Consider the following 18782-nt stretch of genomic DNA (forward strand, 5'->3'; position numbering starts at 1 on the left):
TTCCCGTCCGCAATCATTCTTGCCCAGGCGCACATCGCCTTCTCCTCAATTGCCCTATCGACATTTCTTGGCTACAAGCTCAACTTAACTTTAGGTCAAGCGAGAATTTGAGAATGGCTCCGGTAAGGGAATTGACGGTCGGCCAGGTGGCCGTGCGCAGCGGCGTGGCGGTATCGGCGCTGCATTTTTACGAGGCGCGCGGCCTGATCCGCAGCCATCGCACTTCGGGCAACCAGCGGCGCTACGGCCGGGACGTGCTGCGGCGCGTGGCGATCATCCGCGTCGCCCAGGAAGTCGGCATCTCGCTCGCCGACATCGCCGCTGCGTTCCAATCCCTGCCCGAGGGCCGCACCCCGACCCGCGAGGACTGGAACCTGCTTTCAACGGGTTGGCGCGACGGGCTCGATCATAAGATCAGCCAGCTCAAGAAATTGCGCGACGGCCTGACCGATTGCATCGGCTGCGGCTGCATGTCGATCGACAAGTGTCCGCTGAGGAATAAGGAAGACCGCTTGGCCCGGGAGGGTACAGGTGCGAGGCGGCTGGTGGTGAATTGATGCCTAGTCGGCCGCCGGCAGCCGCCGCATGGTGAACTCGATCACGTCGCCTGGACGTTCGAACCAGCTTTCGATCTCGGTCCAGTAGGCCTGCTTCGGAAAGCGCTCGAACCACTCCTTCGCCTTGAGGCGCGCATCCGGGCGCGGCAGCACGAAGGTCTCACGCAGGAATCCGTCTCGCGACTGGCCCGCGCGCTCCGCCCGCGAACGTTCCAGCCTCTTCTTCAAGCCATCCAGCGGCGGTCTTGCCGGGGTGCGCACGAAGGAACTCCTTTGCACCTGGATCAGACAGGACTTGACCCTTGCCCTCAAGAGATTAGGGATCGCGGGCGAAAAAAACGAGTCATTTGTCAGGCAATAAGCCTGTGACTGGAGACCGAATTGGAAAGACCTGACCTTCCGGTGGGCCTGCCGGCCGATATCGAGCAGAAGAAGATGAAGGCCCGCCTCTGGTTCGAGGCCTTGCGCGAGCGCATCTGCGCCACCTTCGAGCAGATCGAGCAGGAACTCACCGGTCCGCAAGCGTCATGGTCGCCCGGCCGTTTCGAGAAGACCCCCTGGGAGCGCGACGAAGGCCGCGGCGGCGGCGGCACGATGTCGATGATGCGCGGGCGCGTCTTCGAGAAGGTCGGCGTGCACACCTCGACCGTCTATGGCGAATTCTCGCCCGAGTTCAGGAGGCAGATTCCCGGGGCCGAGGAAGACCCGCGCTTCTGGGCGAGCGGCATTTCATTGATCGCCCACCCCTGGAACCCCAACGTGCCGGCCGTGCACATGAACACGCGCATGGTCGTCACCACGCGCCAGTGGTTCGGTGGCGGCGCCGATCTGACGCCGGTGCTCGACCGCCGCCGCACCCAGGACGATCCCGACACGATTGCCTTCCACCGCGCCATGCAGTTCGCCTGCGAGAAGAACGGCGCCGTCGCCGACTATCCCAAATTCAAGGCCTGGTGCGACGAGTATTTTTTCCTGCCGCACCGCAACGAGCCGCGCGGCATCGGCGGCATCTTCTTCGACTGGCTGCATTCGGACGAGGACAAGGGCGGCTGGAACGCCGATCTCAATTTCGTCCAGGATGTCGGACGCTCCTTCCTCGTCGTCTATGCCCATCTGGTGCGGGGCAACTTCGACAGGGACTGGACCGATGGCGAGCGCGACGAACAGCTGATCCGGCGCGGCCGCTACGTCGAATTCAACTTGCTTCACGATCGCGGCACCATCTTCGGCCTGAAGACCGGCGGCAATGTCGCCTCGATCCTGTCCAGCCTGCCGCCCGAGGTAAAATGGCCGTAACGATGCGGTGAACTCGGCCATGGCCGCATTGCTGTCCCATTCGCCGAATCTTGGCGGGCAATGTGGCAGGGACGATATCTTTTTCGTCTAATATCCATTTGAAAAAATTGAGCTATTTAAGATCGTCGGGTCGGGAAGCGCCGGCGGTCGAAGCGGAGATCACCTGTCTCCGCTGGCCGTGACCCGACGCGACTTGACGACCCTGACCAGAAGGGGGCCTCCCCAAACGGGCGCCCCTATTTCCAGGAGAGCATGCCATGCGCAAGCTTATCGTGACGGCGGCAGCCGCCGCCCTTCTCGCCTCCGGCGGCGCCGCGTTCGCGGCGGTCAAGCACACCACCGGCACCGTCAAGAGCTTTGACGGAACGGCCATGAGCCTTGTTCTGGACGATGGGTCGACATTCACCCTGTCCAAGGCCTTCAAGGATCCAGGCGTTCAGGTCGGCGAGAAGGTCCGCGTATCCTGGGACACGAGCGGCAAGAACAAGATCGCCGAGGCCGTCAAGATCATGAAGTAAGACCTTGCTCTGAAGGTCCAGTTCTCAGGCAGCAGGAAAAGGCGGGGCATAGCGCTCCGCCTTTCCTTTCCATTCCGGGACTGGGGACTTTCGATGCAACCGAACCGTCCGACGCGTGTTATGGTAGTCCGGCAGAGCAACCGGAAGAGGCGCGCCGCCGTCTCCCTCCCGGACTGCCAAGACAAAAAATCAGGGGCGGCCGGCCAAGGTCGAACCACCTCGCGCTAGGAAAGGAAGAGTCATGAAGGAATTCCAATGCGGATCGCTGGTTCCCGGCTGTGACTGGCACACGCGCGCCGACGAGGAAGCCGAAGTCATGCGCCGCGCCGTCGAGCATATGCGCGAGACGCATGGCGAGACCGTCATTCGCGAGACCATGATCGAGGCGATCCGCTCGCGCATCCAGAAGGTTCGCGACGCCGCCTGACCGGGCCAGATCGCAGACTTCCAGACGTCACCGGCCGGCAAGGCCGGCGGCGCATCCCGCCTTCTTCGTCGGCGATCCTCCGATCGCTGGCCAAGGCACTGTTTATGCACAATTCCAGCGAATTCTTATATTCGTAACAGCTTAGATAACTTGGCGGTAACGGTCTGCGTGCGATTCTCCCGCGCATGATCCGGCCAGAGGCGGCTGCCCGAGGAGCCCTTCGCCATCAAGGCGCTGTCCGGAATGGTGGGGCGAGGTGCTTCGCGCATGCGCGAGCGGTCCAACATCCGAGGCGGTCTCTGCACGGCGGTGCTCCTGGCGTGCGTGTCCCTCTTTGCGTCCGCTGCAACCGCGCAGGAATGGACCACCTCGCTCGTCGATGTCCATCAGGGTTCTTCGCTCAGCGACAAGGCCAGGGGTCTCGGCAACGGCGGCTATGAGCTGCAGAGCGGAAGCTGGGTCTCCTTCAGCCGTTGGTATCACGCGAGCTGGGTCGACATGCATGTCGACTTCCTCACTCAGATCACGCCCGACACCGGCTTTCTCTGGGGGTTCGGCACCGGAGAGCAAGCCGAGAAATATCGTATCGAGCCGAGCCTCAAGCTCGGATTTCTCACCCAGACCCATCCGAATCCCAACAGCACCCTGTCCCTGTCGGTCACCACCACCATCGGCGGCAACCTGACTGAAAAGCCTTGCGAGGCCGACTACGGCGCGTTCGGAACCTACAGCGTCAACTGCCGGCTGGCGGCGGGCGAGACCGCGCCTGAGGAAACGCTGAAGTACCTGGTCAGCGCCAGGCCCGAGACCATGCGTCTCTGGCTGAACTACCGTCTCACTTTCTGATCGGAGGGGCTGCCAAATGAAATCATCTTGTCCCGAAACCCACGATCGCCCGTCCTGCTTCTGTCTGACTGGAGAATGAACATGTCGGTTAAGTCCTTGAAGTTCGGCCTCGCCGCTGCCTTGGCCATCCTTTCGGCGCCGATGGCATTGGCGCAGGAAGCTCTCAGCCCGGACGAAATGGCTGCGCTCTGCCATGGCGGCGGGTCGATCTGCGTAAGCGCAACGATCCCGGTCGCGCGCACGACGCAAGCCGTACAGAGCTGGATGAGCCCCGATGTCGGCGCCGCGTGGGCAGCCGGCTACAAGGGCAAGGGCGTCACCATCACCATGGTCGACGACTTCAGCAGCTCGTCGCGCTTTTCCGGCAATTTCGGCCTCGGCGTGCAGACCCAGCGGCACGGTGAATGGACGCGCGAGGAGGCAAGCATGATCGCTCCCGCGGCGACCATCCGCTCCAAGGATTTCTCGACGGGCACGGCCGTCCCGCTGGCCGCCGGCCGCAACGTTCTCAACCTCAGCTACGGCATGTACGCCACCGCGGGCTACGGCGTGAACCAGATCGGCTGGGCTCCGGAAGAGGCGTCGATCATCTATTATGCAACCAAAGGCTCAGCCATCGTCTCGAAGGCCGCCGGCAACGACGCGGTCGCCGTCGGTGGCGTCACGGGCGGGCAGCAGGACTACCTCGACCTCGCCTTGATCGGCAAATCGACGGCGATCTTCGTCGGCGCGCTGTCGACGAACGGCACGACGGCCAACAAGGCTCAGCTCGCCTGGTACTCCGACTATGCCGGTTCCAACCCGCTCGTGCAGAGCCACTTCCTGGTGGTCGGCGTCGAGGGCGACAAGACCGGTCTTTATGGAACGTCCTTCGCCGCGCCGATCATCTCAGGCTATGCCGCGATCATCGGCAGCAAGTTCACCAACGCAACGCCGGTCCAGATCACCAACGACCTGCTCAACACGGCCCGCACCGACACGCTGGTCAATTACAACCCGTCCGTCTACGGCAAGGGCGAGGCAAGTCTGTCGCGCGCCCTGGCTCCCGTCGCGATACGTTGACCGGCACCGGAGCTCTGGCCGTCTAAGCCTCCAGGGCTTGCGCGGCGCGTTCCAGCAACGCGCCGCGTTCCAGGGTGAAGCCTGACCCCACCCATTCCTTCTCGAGGTTCTTCAGCGTGGCGCCGAGTTTCGGCCCCGGCGACGCGCCAAGCTCGGTCAGGTCGGCGCCTTTGATCGGGAACACCGGCTTTTCCCATTTCAGCGTGAAATTGAGCAGGCGTGAAAAGCCGCCGGCTTCCATCATCGCCTGATTGTCCTCGACGGCGCGCGTCCGCGCGGCGGCAAGCGCCAGCCGAATGCGGTCGAGATAGCCATCGCGATCGCCGTAATAGAGTTTCTTGGCGAGTTCCGTCTCGGTCGCCTTGGCATCCGGTACGGTGGTCAGCGCCCAATGCCGCAGGCGATCGGCTTCGTCGTTCGAAAGTCGCAGCCGCTCGCCAAGCGCCTTCATGCGCACGGCATCGGGCGGGACGATCGCCTCCAGCCTCAGCATCGGATCAGTGGTCCAGCCGAGATCCTTTCCGGCTTTGACCAGGCCATGGATGGCGTCGATGCCCCATTTTTCGCTTTCCGGCAGCACGGCGGTGAGCACGCCGGCCTGGCGCATCCACAACAGCGCGCGCGAGGGATCGGCAGCCGACAAGAGCTTCTTCAGTTCGGACCAGACGCGTTCGGCCGAAAGCCGCGCAAGCCCATCCTTCAGCCTGGCGCAGGCCTTCAGCCCTTCCGCGTCCGGCCGTCCGTCGCCATACCAGGCAAAGAAGCGGAAAAAGCGCAGGATGCGCAGATAGTCCTCGCGGATACGCGCCTCCGCGTCGCCGATGAAACGCAGCCGGCGCGCCTCGATGTCGGCGATGCCGCCGACGAGGTCGACGACCGTGCCGTCCGCTTCGGCATAGAGCGCGTTGATGGTGAAGTCGCGCCGCTCGGCGTCGGCTTTCCAGTCGCGGCCAAAAATCACTTTCGCGCGCCGGCCGTCGGTTTCGATATCGGCTCGCAGCGTCGTCACCTCATAGGGCTTGCCGCCCGCGACCACGGTGACCGTGCCATGCTCGATACCTGTCGGCACCGTCTTGAAGCCAACCGCCTCGGCGCGCCGGATCGTTTCCTCCGGCACGGTGGTAGTGGCGATATCGATGTCGGCGACTGGCTGGCCGATCAGCGCGTTGCGCACCGCGCCGCCAGCGACACGCGCTTCCTCGCCGCCCTCCTTCAGCGCGGCAAGCAGCTTCTGCAGATGCTTTTCGGCCAGCCAATCGGCCCTGCCCGATAGGGACACCTCAGCGCTCACGCATAGAGCCTTTCATAGAGCGTGCGGACGATGCCGGCGGTGACGCCCCAGATGCGCTGGCCGCCATAGGGCATATCGTAGAAGAACCATTCGAGGTCGTTCCAGAAACGGCTGTCGCGCGCGTGGTTGGCCGGGTCCATCAGGAAACTCAGGGGCACCTCGAAAGCCGCGTCGACCTCATCGGCATTGATCGCCAGCGAAAAACCCGGCCGCACGATGGCAAGCACCGGCACGATCCGGTAGCCGCTGCCGGAGACGTAGTCGGGCATGCGGCCGATGATCTCGATGAAATCCCGCTCCAGGCCGATCTCCTCGTAGGTCTCGCGCAACGCCGCGGCCTCGGGGTCAGGATCGGTCGGATCGATCGTGCCGCCTGGAAAGGCCACCTGGCCGGAATGGCTGCGCAGCTTCTCGGCGCGCTTGGTGAAGAGCACCATGGCGCCCTCGGCACGGGCGATCACCGGGATCAGCACCGCCGCGTCGCGCAGCGGCTTGACGTGGTTGAGCCTGGGATGGCCGGGATTGAAGCGATGGTCGCCGAAATCGTCGCCGGGGATGATCGCCGCTTGCGCCGCGACGCGGTCACGAAAGTCAGCGATTGAAAACGGCGCCGGCGTCACCTGATCCATCACGCGCTCAGACGCCGCAGTTTCTCGGCCGGCATGATCGGATAGACCTCGCCGCCCGAGCGTACGGCGAACATCGTCTTGCCGTCGATGTCGATCTCTTCGGCATGCTCGACCAGTTCATACATCACCGGTCGCGCCACCAGCGCCTCCAGCCGTCCGCGCACCAGCACATAAGGTTTCAGTCCGCCGGTTTCGTCCTCGTCGACGAAGCGCAGCGGACGGCCGGGGCCGGCGGCGACGACGTCGCCGACATTGGTGCGGAAGGTGATGACCTGGTCATCGCCCGTCCCCGACACGTTCATTTCGACGGCGATAAAGGGCGCGTCGGCGACACGGATGCCGACCCGCTCGACCGGCGTCACCAGATAGGTCTTTCCGTCCGCATCCTTGCGCAGCACGCTGGAAAAGAGCTGCACCAGCGGCATGCGGCCGATCGGCGTGCCGAGGTAGAACCAGGTCCCGTCGGCCTTGATCTCCATGTCGAGGTCGCCGCAGAAATCCGGATTCCAGCGCTCGACCGGCGCCGGCCCCTTGCCGGCCCGGGCCGCGCGCGAGATCAACGCCTCCAGCCCGCGAGCCTCGGTGGCGCCGGTCAGGCTCTGCTTGCCAGGGCTCTGTTCGCCCAGGCTTTGTTCACGATGCTCGCTGCGTTCGGCCATGGTCACGAAATAGTCACTGTTGTCCCGATTGTCAGCCTTGTCCGTCCAAGTCTGTGATTTAAGTTCGAATACAGGCGCCAGGCGAGGCCGAATCGCGGCATTCTACGCCGTTGAGAATGCAGGCCGGCATTTCCAACCACAAGGATCGAAACGGCATGAGCGTGATGATCAAGGAAAGCCCGATCAGCGAAAAAGCGATGATCGAGGAGGCCGAAAAGGCGCTGGCCGACATCTCCAGGGTTCGCGACGCGGTCGGCCGGGTGATCTTCGGCCAGGAAGCGGTCGTCGAGCGGACGCTGGTGGCGCTGCTGGCCGGCGGCCATGCGCTGCTGGTCGGCGTGCCGGGCCTCGCCAAGACCAAGCTGGTCGAGACGCTGGGCATTGTGCTCGGCCTCGATTCACGCCGCGTCCAGTTCACGCCGGACCTGATGCCGTCGGACATCCTCGGCTCCGAGGTGATGGAGCAGGACGAGTTCGGCAAGCGCTCCTTCCGCTTCATTTCCGGGCCGATCTTCACGCAATTGCTGATGGCGGACGAGATCAACCGCGCCTCGCCGCGCACCCAATCGGCGCTGCTGCAGGCGATGCAGGAATATCACGTCACCATCGCCGGCGCCCGCCACGACCTGCCCGCGCCCTTCCACGTGCTGGCGACGCAGAACCCGCTGGAACAGGAAGGCACCTACCCGCTCCCCGAGGCCCAGCTCGACCGCTTCCTGATGCAGGTCGACATCCTCTATCCGGAGATCGAGGCGGAGCGCCGCATCCTGCTCGAAACCACCGGCGTCGACGAAGCCAAGGCCGACAATGTGCTGCAGCCGGCCAGATTGAGGGAAATCCAGACGCTGATCCGCCGCATGCCGGTGCCGGAAAGCGTCGTCGAGGCGATCCTCAAGCTGGTGCGATCGGCCCGGCCAGGCCAGGGCAATGCCGAGACCGATAAGCATGTCGCCTGGGGGCCGGGCCCTCGTGCCAGCCAGGCGCTGACCCTGTGCGCCCGGGCGCGCGCCCTATATGATGGCAGGTTGGCACCTTCGGTCGACGACGTCCGCGCCTTGGCCGAGCCGGTGCTGCAGCATCGCATGGCGCTGACTTTCGCCGCCCGCGCCGAAGGCACTTCCGTGCGCGACGTGGTGGCGAAGCTGGCAAAAGGCATCTGATGGGTCGAATAGGCGAGGTCCAGGCACCGGTTGCGACGCGCGATGCGCTCGCCCGTGGCCGGTTGCGGGCTTCATTGGTGCCGGACCTGCTGGTCGAGGCGCGCCGGATCGTCAACACGGTGATCGCCGGCTGGCACGGCCGCCGCAAGCGCGGCATTGGCGAGAATTTCTGGCAGTTCCGACCCTATGTCGAAGGCGATTCCTCGCGCATCGACTGGCGCCGCTCCGCCCGCGACGACCATACCTATGTGCGCGACCGCGAATGGGAAGCCGCGCACACCGTCTGGCTCTGGGCCGACCCCTCGCCTTCGATGCTCTATAAATCGGCCGGAGCCGGCGTTTCCAAGGAATCGCGCGCGCTGGTGCTGGCGCTCGCCTTGGCCGAACTCTTGTCGCGCAGCGGCGAGCGCATTGCCTGGCCGGGCCTGACCGACCCGTTCACCGCCCGCAACGGCGCCGAACGCATCGCCGCCCAGTTGAGCCACGCCGCCGCGCTTCCCGCCAAGCCCGATCTGTCGGCCATCCGCCGTTTCTGCGACATCGTGCTGGTCAGCGATTTCCTCGATCCGGTCGAGGAAACCATGGCATGGCTCGACGTGCTCGCTCGCCACGGCGTGCGCGCGCATCTGATCGAGGTCGCCGACCCGGCCGAGGAAACCTTCCCCTATGCCGGCCGCACCGAGTTCACTGATCCCGAGACCGGCGACAAGCTGACCGCCGGCCGCGCCGAGATGCTGGCCGAGGAATACCGCCTGCTTTACCGGGCCCGCCGCGAGGAACTGGCCGCCTGGTGCAAGCGTCTCGGCTGGAGCTACACCGTCAACCACACCGACCGCCTCGCCTCCGAGGCGCTGGTGCGCATCCACATGGCGCTGACCGTGGAAGGCGGTCATGCAGCGTCAATTGCCAATCGAGCCGGAAAGGCGGTCGCATGAGTTGGCTGCCGCTTTCCTTCGGGGCGCCCTTGGTGCTGTGGGGCCTATTGGCGCTGCCGGTGATCTGGTGGCTGCTGCGGCTCACCCCACCCAAGCCGCAAACGGAAGTTTTCCCGCCGTTGAAGATCCTCGCCAGGGTGCTGAGGCGAGAAGAAACCCCGCAGCAAAGCCCGTGGTGGTTGACGCTGCTTCGGCTGCTGATGGCGGCGCTCGTCGTGATGGCGCTGGCCGAGCCGGTCTTCAATCCGCGTGAGAAACTGCCGGCAGAAGGCTCGGCTCTCGCGCTTGTCGTCGACAATGGCTGGGCGAGCGCCGCCGACTGGAGCAAGCGCGTGGCCACCGCCGAACGGCTGATCGCCGATGCCGACTCGAACGGCGTGCCGGTCGTCATCGCCTTCACCGCCGAGAAGCCCAATGCCGAGATCGGCCCCTTCGACGCCTCGGCGGCGCTCGATCACCTGCGCGCCGCCAAGCCGCGGCCGGTCCCCACCGACAGGCCCGCTGTCTACGCCCGCGTCGCCGCCGCGTTGGAGCGCCTGCCCGGCGCCAGCGTTGCCGTGCTCGCCGATGGACTTGCCGCCAAGGGCGACGAGGCCGCGTTCAAGACGCTGCTCGAAAAGAACGCGACACGGCTGGTCTGGGCCGCGTCCGACCGGTCTTCCCTGACCGGCCTGATTGGCGCCGACAACCAGGTCGACGGCTTCGCGCTGACCGCCATCCGCGCGCCGGGCGATCCGGCGCCGGCGCAGGTCACCGCTGGCGCCTTCGACGACAAGGGTCGCCGCATCGCCGATGCGACGCTGACCTTCGCGCCGGGCGAAGCCGCCGCCACGGCGACGATGACGGTCCCGTTCGAGCTGCGCAACGATTTCGCTTCGATCGCGCTCGACGGCGAGCACCAGGCCGGCGCCGTGCGCGTGCTCGACGAGAATTCCAAGCGCCGCCGCGTCGGCCTTCTGTCGCAGGCCGAGGCCGACCAGGCGCAGCCGCTTCTGTCGCCGCTCTACTATATCCGCCGCGCCTTGCAGCCCTTTGCCGATCTGGTCGAGCCGTCGAGCGCCGACCTTGCCGACGCCATTCCGCAGCTTCTCGACCAGAAGCCGGCGATGATCATCATGGCCGATGTCGGCACCATCCCGGAGCAGGTCAAGCAGCGGCTGGTCGACTGGGTCGACAAGGGCGGCACGCTGGTGCGCTTCGCCGGCCCACGCCTTGCCGCGGCCGGCAACGACGACGACCTTTTGCCGGTCAGGCTGCGCAGCGGCGAGCGCGCTCTGGGCGGCGCGCTGTCGTGGACGACGCCGCAGGCCGTCACCGAATTCCCGAAGAACGGCCCCTTTGCCGATCTTTCCCCGCCCTCCGAGGTGACGGTTAGCCGGCAGGTTCTGGCCGAGCCCACGCCCGACATCGTCGAGCGCACCTGGGCCACGCTTGCCGACGGCACGCCGCTGGTGACTGGCATGAAGAAGGACAAGGGCACGCTGGTGCTCTTCCATGTCACGCCCGAGGCGACCTGGTCGAACCTGCCGATCTCCGGCAGCTTCGTCGAAATGCTGCGGCGCGTCGTGCAATTGTCTCGCAACCAGGGCGCCGCGATCGCCAATGCCGAAGCCACCGCCGCGTCGCTCGCGCCCTACCGCATGATCGGCGCCGACGGCATGCTGACGCCACCCTCGCCCGATGCGCGGCCGCTGGTGCCCGGCGCCGGTCCGCTGCCGGTGACGCTGGAAAACCCGCCTGGCCTTTACGGCTCGGAGACGGGTGTGTTCGCGCATAATCTTCTCAACGCTTCGAGCACCTTCGCGCCGCTGGCCCGCCCGCAGGTGTCGCTGCCGGTGACAACCGTCCCCTATGCCTTCGACGAATCGGAGAACCTCAAAGGGCCGCTCGTCGCCATCGCCCTTCTGTTGATGGTGCTCGACACCTTGGCCGTATTCTGGATGGGCGGCCTGCTGGCGCGCCGGCCGCGCCGCGCAGGAGCGGTGGCAACCACCGCGGCCGTTCTCATCGTGCTGGGCGGCCTCTTCGGTCACGCCGACCTTGCCCGCGCCGACGATTCGAAGCCTGGCGACGCTCAGGCGATCGACGACATTTCGAAAACGCGCATCGCCTATGTGATCACCGGCGAGCCTGGCGTCGATGCGATCAGCCGCGCCGGCCTTGAAGGCCTCACCCGGTTCCTGATCGAGAAGACCGCGCTCGAGCCCGGCCCTCCGGCCGGCGTCGACATCGCCAAGGACGAGCTGTCCTTCTTCCCGCTGATCTATTGGCCGATCGACGCATCGGCGCCCATGCCCAGCCAAGCGGCGATCGCCCGCATCGACGCCTATATGCAACAGGGCGGCACGGTTCTGTTCGACACGCGCGACCAGTTCTCGAACGGCATCGGCGCCGGCTCGGCAAGTCCGGCGACCGAACGGCTGCGCGACATCCTCGGCAATCTCAACGTGCCGCCGCTGGAGCCAGTGCCGTCGGATCACGTGCTGACCAAATCCTTCTTCATCCTTCCGGAGTTCCCCGGCCGCTTCAACGGCAGCCCGCTCTGGGTCGAGGCCTCGCTGGAGGCCAGCAACACCGAAAACCGCCCGGTGCGCACCGGCGACGGCGTCTCGCCGATCATGATCACCGCCAATGATTTCGCCGGCGCCTGGGCCGTCGACGAGAACGGCGACCCGATGCTGCCGACCGTGCCGCCGGATCCGATGCAGCGCGTCTACGCGCTGCGCGCCGGCGTCAACATCATGATGTACATGCTGACCGGCAACTACAAATCCGATCAGGTGCATGTGCCCGTGCTGCTCGAACGGCTGGGGCAATAGGTCATGAACTGGTCGATCTCTTTCGAACCGCTCGTCTCCTGGCCGCTTTTCGGCCTGCTCTTCGTGCCGTTGCTGCTGCTGGCGCTGGTCGGCCTGTGGTTCCGCCAACGCGGCTCGGCATTGCGCTTCGTCGCGCTGCTCGCGCTTGCCGCGGCATTGCTCAATCCCGTGTTCCTCGCCGAGGAGCGCGAGGCGCTGAAGAGCGTCGTCGCCCTCATCGTCGATCGCAGCCAGAGCCAGGACATCGGCGACCGCGCCAAGCAGACCGACGAGGCGCTGGCCGGAATGCAAGAGCGCCTTGCCCGCTTCAAGCAATTCGATGTCCGTGTCGTCGAGGCCGGCAAGTCCGAAGCCGCCGACGACCGTACCGAAACCAGGCTTTTCAGCGCGCTGGAGGGCGCCTTCCGCGACGTGCCGCCGTCGCGCATCGGCGGCGCGGTCATGATCACCGACGGCGAGGTGCATGATGCGCCCGCCGGCGCGCCGGAGTTCAGCGCGCCGCTGCACGCGCTGATCACCGGCAACGAACACGAGAAGGACCGCCGTATCCGCTTCGAGAACGCGCCGCGCTTCGGCCTCGTCGGCAAACCGCTCGACATGACCTATCGCGTCATTTCGACGGAAGGCGACGGCGCTCCGGTGGACGTGCGCGTCTCGGTCAATGGCGAGCAGGTCTCGGTCGAGCACGCGACCGTCGGCCAGCCGATGAAGCTCTCTGTCACCATACCCAATGCCGGCCGCAACATCGTCCAGCTCGGCATCGACCGCGAGCCCGGCGAACTGACCGATGCCAACAACCGGGCGATTGCCCTGGTCGACGGCATCCGCGAGAATCTGCGCGTGCTGCTGGTCTCCGGCGAGCCGCATGCCGGTGAGCGCACCTGGCGCAACCTTTTGAAGTCGGACGCATCGGTCGATCTCGTCCACTTCACCATCCTGCGCCCGCCGGAAAAGCAGGACGGCACGCCGATCAACGAATTGTCGCTGATCGCTTTCCCGACGCGCGAGCTGTTCGTCGAGAAGATCAAGGATTTCGACCTGATCATCTTCGACCGCTACCAGCACCGCGACGTGCTGCCGATCCTCTATTACGATTACATCTCCGAATATGTCGAAAAGGGCGGGGCGCTGCTGATTGCCGCCGGTCCCGAATATGCCGGCGAAAACTCCATTGCCCGCACGCCGCTGAACGCCGCGTTGCCGGCCATGCCGACCGGCGAAGTGGTGGACAAGGCCTTCTATCCGCGCCTGACCGATCTCGGCCAGCGCCATCCGGTGACGCGCGGGCTCGACGGTTCGGCGAGCGAGCCGCCGCATTGGAGCCGCTGGTTCCGCACCATCGGCGTCAAGAATCCGGAAGGCGAGGTGGTGATGAAGGGCGCCGACGACCGGCCGCTGCTCCTGCTCGACCGCAAGGGCGAAGGTCGTGTCGGCATGCTGCTCTCCGACCAGGGCTGGCTGTGGGCGCGCGGCTTCGAGGGCGGCGGTCCGCATGTCCAGCTTTATCGCCGCATCGCCCATTGGCTGATGAAGGAGCCGGAACTGGAGGAGGAACGGCTGACCGCCGACGGCCGCGGCATGATGCTCGAGATCCGCCGCCAGACGATGAGCGACGATCCGGGTCCGGCCCAGGTCATCACGCCGTCCGGCAAGGCGGTCACGGTGAAGCTCGAGAAAGCCGAGCCCGGCATCTTCACCGGCAGCCTGCAGACCGGCGAGATCGGCCTCTACCAGATCGGCAATGGCGACTTGACCGCGCTCGCCCATGTCGGCCCGATCAACGCGCCGGAATTCTCGGACGTAATCTCGACCGAGGATCGGCTGAAAGCACCTGCCGAAGCGACCGGCGGCAGCGTGCGACGACTGGCCCCGTCGTCGGCGCTCGGCAATCTAGCCGGCGGCGTGACCTTGCCGTCGATCGTCCCGGTCCGCTCTTCGGCGGCCGCGTCGGGCGACGACTGGATAGGCCTGCGCACCACCGACGACAGCACGCTCAAGGCCGTATCGCGCGTGCCTCTGTTCGGCGGCTTCCTCGGCCTCGGCCTGCTGCTGCTCGCCATCGGCTCGATGTGGTATCGCGAAGGGCGGTGAGCCTTCCCCTTCTCCCCTTGCGGGAGAAGGAAAAGCGCTCCGCCCTACTCTTCCGGCTCGACGGTGAACAGCAGCGGATAGCCCTTGGCCTTGCCGGCATCGGTCGCTCGCGTCGCCTTGGTCTCGGCGACATCCTTGGCGAACACCGCGACGACGCACACGCCGCGCGTATGCGCGGTGATCATGACGCGGTGCGCCTGGTCTTCGCTCAGCTTGAATTCGCCCTTGAGCACCGTCACGACGAATTCGCGCGGCGTGAAATCGTCGTTGACGAGAATGACCTTGTAGAGCTTCGGCCGCTCGGTCTTCGGCTGCGTCTTGGTGCGGGGTTTGATGACGGTTTCGGGCATCGGATCCGGCAGCGAGAACTGGGCTCTCGCTCTCACTTTGTCACGCGGGAAAGCATACGTCCAATTGCGCGCGGATAACCACGGCCCCTGGAAGATCAACCCTATGTGGGGAAGCGCTAGCGGTGGGTCAACGGCCCTGGCGCCCGACCGGGCGGCGCATCGCGGCGCCGGACCTGCCGGAACCGGCGTCGCCATTCATGCCGGAGCCGCGTTCCTTGAAGGCAAAGAACATCCAGCCGACAAAGCCGATCATGGTCGCGCCGGTCAGCAGGAGCAGAATCCAGGACTGCGCCGGCGTGATGTAGTCGAAGCTTGAAGAGATCAGTGGAGCGAAGAGCTCGGGCTCGGTCCTGCCGCTGGCGGGATCCGGCACGGGGCTTGCGGTAAAGATGATCAACGATCGTGCCGCCGCGGTGGCGATCAGGCCACCGAGGGTCAGCAAACGCATCAGGGACGAGAACCGCTTCTTCATGCGGATTGTCCTACAGCACCGGCATTGCAATCGGGTTAAGGATCGACCGCATAAGGCGAGAACCTGCCGGTTTCGGGCTAGTGCCGCCAGAAGGCCGCTCCCGCCGAAATCGGCTGGAGCGGCTTTCGTCTAGCGTGACGCCGGGCCCTGGATCAGGGCTTCTTCTTGGCAGCCGGCTTCGCATCGGCCGGCTTCGCGGCCGGCGCCTTCTTCGGGGCCGGGCACTTGTGCTTCTTGGTCGGCTTGCAGACCTTCTTGGTCGCTACCTTCTTCGGAGCAGGCTTGGCGGTCGCGTCGGTCGCCGGAGCAGTCGTCGTGGTGGTGGTGGTGGTGGCGGCGGCCGGAGCGGCGGTCGTGGTGGCGGCGGCGTTGCCGAGAGCCGGCATCGAGAAGGCCAGGGCGACGCCGAGGCCGAGAGCGGAGAGAAGGGTCTTTTTCATGGCTTAGCTTCCTTTTTGTGCGGGTCGGAGAGTCGAGCGTCACTGATCTGGGTCGACCGGTGTCACTCCAAGCAGCTTCAAAGCGTTTGCGAGCATCCGGATACCCTGCGCCTGCTTCTTGTTGGCGCAGAACCGGTTTCCCTTTCTTTGCAGTGCTTTCGCCGCGGTGACCTGCGTTGCCGCGGCATGGGTTTCGAGGGCTTCGTCAACTTGACGGCTGAGATCGGTGCAACGCTCGGTCCGGGTGAGTGGGGCAACCTTTGCGGTGGCCGCGACCTTCGCGGGAGTCGCGACCTTCGCGGGGGTCGAGGTGCCGGCTGCTGCTGTGATGAGCGACATGCTGAGCAAAGCACCCGTCACGCTGATCCAGAACCTCTGCATTGGTCTTGCCCGTTACTCCGGAAACTTGCGTCGCAGCCATCGCTGACCGCCACGGCACCGGTTATGGCCTTTAAATCTTTCACCAGTTTTTCCCGATTGTAGAATTTTGTTTCTGGATTGTTTCTGGGGAAGCCGGCCGCTGCGCCGATCGCGGCCACTGGCCAAGATGTGGCCCGAATTCTATCGTGTGGGTGGTCGGCGAAGGGATTGCTTGGCCAACAAATGACAGGGCACCAGTGAAATCCGACGCACACATACTGATCGTCGACGACGACAAGGGCATACGCGACCTGCTGCAGGAGTTCTTCCAGAAGCGCGGGCTGCACACGACGGTGGCCGGCGACGGCACGGAAATGGAAGCGGTCCTGCGCCGAACGCCGGTGGACCTGATCGTCCTCGACGTGATGCTGCCCGGCAAAAGCGGACTTGAGCTTTGCCGCGAGATCCGCGCCAATTACACCACGCCGATCATTATGCTGACCGCGGTCACCGAAACGACCGACCGTGTGGTCGGCCTCGAAATGGGCGCCGATGACTACGTGCCCAAGCCCTTCGACCCGCGCGAGCTTCTGGCGCGCATCCGCGCCGTGCTGCGCCGCAACGGCAGCGCCGAGCCGCGTCGCTCGACCGCCAAGCAGGTCTACCGCTTTGCCGGCTGGACCATGGATTGCGCGCGACGCCGCCTGACGGCGCCCGACGACGTGCGGGTGGAGCTGACGATGGCGGAGTTCAACCTGCTGCAGACCTTCGTCAAGAGCGCGCAGCGCGTGCTGACCCGCGAGCAGTTGATCGAGCTGTCCGGCGGCGACACCGGCTATAGTTTCGACCGCAGCGTCGACATCCTGGTGAGCCGGCTCCGCCGCAAGATGGAAGACGATCCGAAGACGCCGAAACTGATCCTGACCGTGCGCAGCGGCGGCTACCAGTTCCTGCCCGAAACGACGTCGGAATGAAACGCTTCCTGCCGCAGACCCTGCCTGCCTGGGTGCTGCTCATCGTCATAGCCGGCCTGATGATCAGCCAGGTGGCGACGCTTTACATCGTCGCCCGCGACCGCGCCGCCTCAAACGGTGTCGTCGATCTCTACCGGCTGAACGACCGCGCCTATTCGCTGGTTCAGCTGATGCATGACGCCACGCCCGAAGAGCGCAAGGCGACCGCGTCCGGCCTGTTCAACTCGACCTACGCGCTGACGGTTTCGGACACGCCCGCCGTCACCTCTTCGATCGCCGGCGACGACCAGCTTGCCGAGTTGGAGGACATCCTGGTCGGCCGCCTGTCGAAATTCGGCATCACCGATGCGCGTGTGCGACGCGATCCGGCCACCCAGGAGTCCGACGTCCCGGACGGTGAAGCGGTAAACAAGGATGTCGGCCAGGTCGAGCGCGACCTGCTGGTGCTGGGCGCGGATTTCGCGCAGAGCGACAAGCTGACCGCTTCGTTGCGCTTTTCCGACGGACAGTGGTTGAATTTCACCGAACCGATCACACCGCCGGGGCCGATCCTCAGCCTCGACAGCCTGCCGCTCTACTCGCTGATCGCCGGCTTGATCGTGATCATGTCGATCTGGTCGCTGCGCCGCCTGACGGCGCCTTACCGGATGATGGAGACGGCGGTGACGCGCATCGGCAACGACCTGAAAAGTCCGCCGATCGCCGAAAGCGGCAGCCGCGAGATTCGTGCGGCCGCGAAGGCGATCAACGCCATGCAGATGCGGTTGCGCGATTATGTCGAGGACCGCGAGCACCTCGCGGCGGCGCTGGCGCATGATCTGCGCACGCCGCTGACCCGAATGCGCCTGCGCCTGGAACTGTTGCGCAGGTCGCCGGCGCGCGAGGCGCTGGCGCATGATCTCGCCGACATCGAAGGCATCGCCAGCTCGGTCATCGACTTCGCCAAATTCGAGGTGACCGAGGAAAAGGCCGAGCGGATCGATTTCTGGTCGCTGGTGGAATCGGTCGCGGACTCCTTCGACGGCGCATCCTTCGACGAAGACGTGGTCCCGTCGCGCGGCCTGATTTGCGTCGCACGGCCGGTGGCGCTGCGGCGCTGCGTCACCAATCTCATCCAGAACGCGGTGACCTACGGCAAGAAGGCGCATCTCGGCGTGCGACGATCGGGCGACACGATCACGCTTTCGATCCGCGACGAAGGCCCCGGCATCCCGCAGACGAAACTGGACGCGGTGTTCGGCTCCTTCGTGCGGCTGGAGGAATCGCGCAACCGCACCACCGGCGGGCTGGGGCTCGGCCTGACCATCGCCCGCAACATAGCGCGCGGCGCCGGCGGCGAGGTCAATCTTTCCAACTACCCCGGAGGCGGGCTGCTGACGGAGCTGCGGCTGCCGGTGGCAGCTTGAGTCAGGAGCGGGCTCTGTCCGCCGTCGGCCCTACTGGATCAGTCGAACCATCCTTGTGATAGTGCGGCCTGCCTGGTTACGAGGGAAATCCACCCATGTTCTACGCCGTCCTTGCCTATCACGTCGAAGACACCGTCCAGTCCTGGACGCCAGATGAGGACGCGGCGCTGATGAAGGACCTGCTCGAGGTCAACACCAGGCTGACACGGGAGGGCAAGCTCGGGCCGGCGGCGAGGCTGGGCGCGACGGCCGATGCCGTGACGCTGCGCGGTCCGGGCGACGGCATGGTGATCGACGGTCCCTTCGCCGAGACCAAGGAACAGTTGCTCGGCCTCTATGTCCTCGACTGCGCGAACCAGGACGAGGCGATTGCCGCCGCGCGCGATCTCAAGCGCGTCAATCCCACCGCCGTCTACGAGATCCGGCCGATCATGCTCTATTTGCCCGGCGCCGCGCTGGCAGCCGGTTGAAATACGCCTCGGCCGCGTGG

General features: G+C 65.5%; 21 protein-coding genes. 13 read left to right on the forward strand and 8 right to left on the reverse strand.

Annotated elements, in window-relative coordinates; all coding sequences use genetic code 11:
* Positions 1 to 113 precede the first annotated feature (113 nt).
* Positions 114 to 557, forward strand: coding sequence for a redox-sensitive transcriptional activator SoxR (soxR, locus tag RFM52_RS09945; protein ID WP_320293364.1), 444 nt, complete (start codon positions 114 to 116; stop codon positions 555 to 557).
* A gap of 3 nt (positions 558 to 560) precedes the next feature.
* Here the strand turns inward: soxR and RFM52_RS09950 are convergent, their stop codons facing one another.
* A complete protein-coding gene (locus tag RFM52_RS09950; protein ID WP_320293363.1) occupies positions 561 to 818 on the reverse strand; it encodes a hypothetical protein in 258 nt (85 codons plus the stop codon).
* A 120-nt stretch (positions 819 to 938) separates the two neighbouring features.
* Here RFM52_RS09950 and hemF point away from each other — a divergent pair, with 120 nt between their 5' ends.
* From hemF to RFM52_RS09975, 5 genes are all read left to right on the forward strand, one after another.
* Entirely contained in the window at positions 939 to 1853 is a 915-nt protein-coding gene (hemF, locus tag RFM52_RS09955) for an oxygen-dependent coproporphyrinogen oxidase (protein WP_320293362.1), read from the forward strand.
* A 257-nt stretch (positions 1854 to 2110) separates the two neighbouring features.
* A complete protein-coding gene (locus tag RFM52_RS09960) occupies positions 2111 to 2371 on the forward strand; it encodes a DUF1344 domain-containing protein (RefSeq protein ID WP_320293361.1) in 261 nt (86 codons plus the stop codon).
* Positions 2372 to 2612: 241 nt separating this feature from the next.
* Entirely contained in the window at positions 2613 to 2798 is a 186-nt protein-coding gene (locus tag RFM52_RS09965; protein WP_008877709.1) for a DUF1059 domain-containing protein, read from the forward strand.
* A 267-nt stretch (positions 2799 to 3065) separates the two neighbouring features.
* A complete protein-coding gene (locus tag RFM52_RS09970) occupies positions 3066 to 3644 on the forward strand; it encodes a hypothetical protein (RefSeq protein ID WP_320293360.1) in 579 nt (192 codons plus the stop codon).
* An 81-nt stretch (positions 3645 to 3725) separates the two neighbouring features.
* Positions 3726 to 4706, forward strand: a complete 981-nt coding sequence (locus RFM52_RS09975) for a S8 family serine peptidase (RefSeq protein ID WP_320293359.1) — start codon at positions 3726 to 3728, stop codon at positions 4704 to 4706.
* A gap of 22 nt (positions 4707 to 4728) precedes the next feature.
* Here the strand turns inward: RFM52_RS09975 and RFM52_RS09980 are convergent, their stop codons facing one another.
* From RFM52_RS09980 to RFM52_RS09990, 3 genes are read right to left on the reverse strand one after another with little or no spacing between them, the layout of a single operon-like run.
* Positions 4729 to 5997 carry a CCA tRNA nucleotidyltransferase gene (locus tag RFM52_RS09980; RefSeq protein WP_320293358.1) on the reverse strand — a complete coding sequence of 423 codons (1269 nt, stop codon included), beginning with the start codon at positions 5995 to 5997 and terminating at the stop codon, positions 4729 to 4731.
* On the reverse strand, positions 5994 to 6626 hold the full coding sequence (locus RFM52_RS09985; RefSeq protein ID WP_320293357.1) for a CoA pyrophosphatase: 633 nt from the start codon (positions 6624 to 6626) through the stop codon (positions 5994 to 5996). The genes RFM52_RS09980 and RFM52_RS09985 overlap by 4 nt, the downstream gene beginning before the upstream one ends.
* Positions 6626 to 7285, reverse strand: coding sequence for a DUF1285 domain-containing protein (locus tag RFM52_RS09990; RefSeq protein WP_320293766.1), 660 nt, complete (start codon positions 7283 to 7285; stop codon positions 6626 to 6628). Before RFM52_RS09990 ends, RFM52_RS09985 begins: the two co-directional genes overlap by 1 nt.
* Positions 7286 to 7440: 155 nt before the next feature.
* Between RFM52_RS09990 and RFM52_RS09995 the strand changes: the two genes are divergently transcribed.
* The 4 genes from RFM52_RS09995 to RFM52_RS10010 are packed head-to-tail and all read left to right on the forward strand — an operon-like array spanning position 7441 to position 14290.
* Positions 7441 to 8445 (forward strand): AAA family ATPase, encoded by a 1005-nt coding sequence (locus RFM52_RS09995; RefSeq protein ID WP_140645742.1) that lies wholly within the window; start codon positions 7441 to 7443, stop codon positions 8443 to 8445.
* Positions 8445 to 9380, forward strand: a complete 936-nt coding sequence (locus tag RFM52_RS10000; RefSeq protein WP_127864491.1) for a DUF58 domain-containing protein — start codon at positions 8445 to 8447, stop codon at positions 9378 to 9380. The genes RFM52_RS09995 and RFM52_RS10000 overlap by 1 nt, the downstream gene beginning before the upstream one ends.
* Complete coding sequence (locus RFM52_RS10005; RefSeq protein ID WP_320293356.1) at positions 9377 to 12199, forward strand: DUF4159 domain-containing protein; 2823 nt, start codon at positions 9377 to 9379, stop codon at positions 12197 to 12199. Before RFM52_RS10000 ends, RFM52_RS10005 begins: the two co-directional genes overlap by 4 nt.
* Positions 12200 to 12202: 3 nt before the next feature.
* On the forward strand, positions 12203 to 14290 hold the full coding sequence (locus RFM52_RS10010) for a hypothetical protein (RefSeq protein WP_320293355.1): 2088 nt from the start codon (positions 12203 to 12205) through the stop codon (positions 14288 to 14290).
* A gap of 44 nt (positions 14291 to 14334) precedes the next feature.
* On the opposite strand, the gene clpS is transcribed toward RFM52_RS10010, so the two are convergent.
* The 4 genes from clpS to RFM52_RS10030 form a co-directional block, all read right to left on the reverse strand.
* Entirely contained in the window at positions 14335 to 14640 is a 306-nt protein-coding gene (clpS, locus tag RFM52_RS10015) for an ATP-dependent Clp protease adapter ClpS (protein WP_320293765.1), read from the reverse strand.
* Between the two features lie 127 nt (positions 14641 to 14767).
* A complete protein-coding gene (locus tag RFM52_RS10020; protein ID WP_320293354.1) occupies positions 14768 to 15112 on the reverse strand; it encodes a hypothetical protein in 345 nt (114 codons plus the stop codon).
* A gap of 152 nt (positions 15113 to 15264) precedes the next feature.
* On the reverse strand, positions 15265 to 15552 hold the full coding sequence (locus RFM52_RS10025) for a hypothetical protein (RefSeq protein WP_320293353.1): 288 nt from the start codon (positions 15550 to 15552) through the stop codon (positions 15265 to 15267).
* Between the two features lie 39 nt (positions 15553 to 15591).
* Positions 15592 to 15933: a hypothetical protein gene (locus RFM52_RS10030; RefSeq protein WP_320293352.1), complete on the reverse strand. Its 342-nt coding sequence runs from the start codon at positions 15931 to 15933 to the stop codon at positions 15592 to 15594.
* A gap of 236 nt (positions 15934 to 16169) precedes the next feature.
* On the opposite strand from RFM52_RS10030, the gene RFM52_RS10035 reads away from it, so the two are divergent.
* The 3 genes from RFM52_RS10035 to RFM52_RS10045 all read left to right on the forward strand — a co-directional run bounded on the left by RFM52_RS10035 (position 16170) and on the right by RFM52_RS10045 (position 18762).
* Positions 16170 to 16886, forward strand: coding sequence for a response regulator transcription factor (locus RFM52_RS10035; protein WP_320293351.1), 717 nt, complete (start codon positions 16170 to 16172; stop codon positions 16884 to 16886).
* Positions 16883 to 18292: an ATP-binding protein gene (locus tag RFM52_RS10040; protein ID WP_320293350.1), complete on the forward strand. Its 1410-nt coding sequence runs from the start codon at positions 16883 to 16885 to the stop codon at positions 18290 to 18292. Before RFM52_RS10035 ends, RFM52_RS10040 begins: the two co-directional genes overlap by 4 nt.
* A gap of 95 nt (positions 18293 to 18387) precedes the next feature.
* Entirely contained in the window at positions 18388 to 18762 is a 375-nt protein-coding gene (locus tag RFM52_RS10045; protein WP_320293349.1) for a YciI family protein, read from the forward strand.
* Positions 18763 to 18782: the final 20 nt, after the last annotated feature.

The organism is Mesorhizobium humile, assembly GCF_033977215.1.
Taxonomy (GTDB): Bacteria; Pseudomonadota; Alphaproteobacteria; order Rhizobiales; family Rhizobiaceae; genus Mesorhizobium; species Mesorhizobium humile.

Bases quoted from the DNA above. Each gene is read 5' to 3' on its own strand.
- soxR (WP_320293364.1), top strand. From the start codon at position 114: ATGGCTCCGGTAAGGGAATTGACGGTCGGCCAGGTGGCCGTGCGCAGC.
- RFM52_RS10045 (WP_320293349.1), top strand. From the start codon at position 18,388: ATGTTCTACGCCGTCCTTGCCTATCACGTCGAAGACACCGTCCAGTCC.
- RFM52_RS10000 (WP_127864491.1), top strand. From the start codon at position 8,445: ATGGGTCGAATAGGCGAGGTCCAGGCACCGGTTGCGACGCGCGATGCG.
- RFM52_RS09985 (WP_320293357.1), bottom strand. From the start codon at position 6,626: ATGGATCAGGTGACGCCGGCGCCGTTTTCAATCGCTGACTTTCGTGAC.
- RFM52_RS09960 (WP_320293361.1), top strand. From the start codon at position 2,111: ATGCGCAAGCTTATCGTGACGGCGGCAGCCGCCGCCCTTCTCGCCTCC.
- RFM52_RS09990 (WP_320293766.1), bottom strand. From the start codon at position 7,285: ATGGCCGAACGCAGCGAGCATCGTGAACAAAGCCTGGGCGAACAGAGC.
- RFM52_RS10005 (WP_320293356.1), top strand. From the start codon at position 9,377: ATGAGTTGGCTGCCGCTTTCCTTCGGGGCGCCCTTGGTGCTGTGGGGC.
- RFM52_RS10020 (WP_320293354.1), bottom strand. From the start codon at position 15,112: ATGAAGAAGCGGTTCTCGTCCCTGATGCGTTTGCTGACCCTCGGTGGC.
- clpS (WP_320293765.1), bottom strand. From the start codon at position 14,640: ATGCCCGAAACCGTCATCAAACCCCGCACCAAGACGCAGCCGAAGACC.
- RFM52_RS09975 (WP_320293359.1), top strand. From the start codon at position 3,726: ATGTCGGTTAAGTCCTTGAAGTTCGGCCTCGCCGCTGCCTTGGCCATC.
- RFM52_RS10025 (WP_320293353.1), bottom strand. From the start codon at position 15,552: ATGAAAAAGACCCTTCTCTCCGCTCTCGGCCTCGGCGTCGCCCTGGCC.
- RFM52_RS10010 (WP_320293355.1), top strand. From the start codon at position 12,203: ATGAACTGGTCGATCTCTTTCGAACCGCTCGTCTCCTGGCCGCTTTTC.
- RFM52_RS09995 (WP_140645742.1), top strand. From the start codon at position 7,441: ATGAGCGTGATGATCAAGGAAAGCCCGATCAGCGAAAAAGCGATGATC.
- RFM52_RS09970 (WP_320293360.1), top strand. From the start codon at position 3,066: ATGCGCGAGCGGTCCAACATCCGAGGCGGTCTCTGCACGGCGGTGCTC.
- RFM52_RS10040 (WP_320293350.1), top strand. From the start codon at position 16,883: ATGAAACGCTTCCTGCCGCAGACCCTGCCTGCCTGGGTGCTGCTCATC.
- RFM52_RS09965 (WP_008877709.1), top strand. From the start codon at position 2,613: ATGAAGGAATTCCAATGCGGATCGCTGGTTCCCGGCTGTGACTGGCAC.
- RFM52_RS10030 (WP_320293352.1), bottom strand. From the start codon at position 15,933: ATGCAGAGGTTCTGGATCAGCGTGACGGGTGCTTTGCTCAGCATGTCG.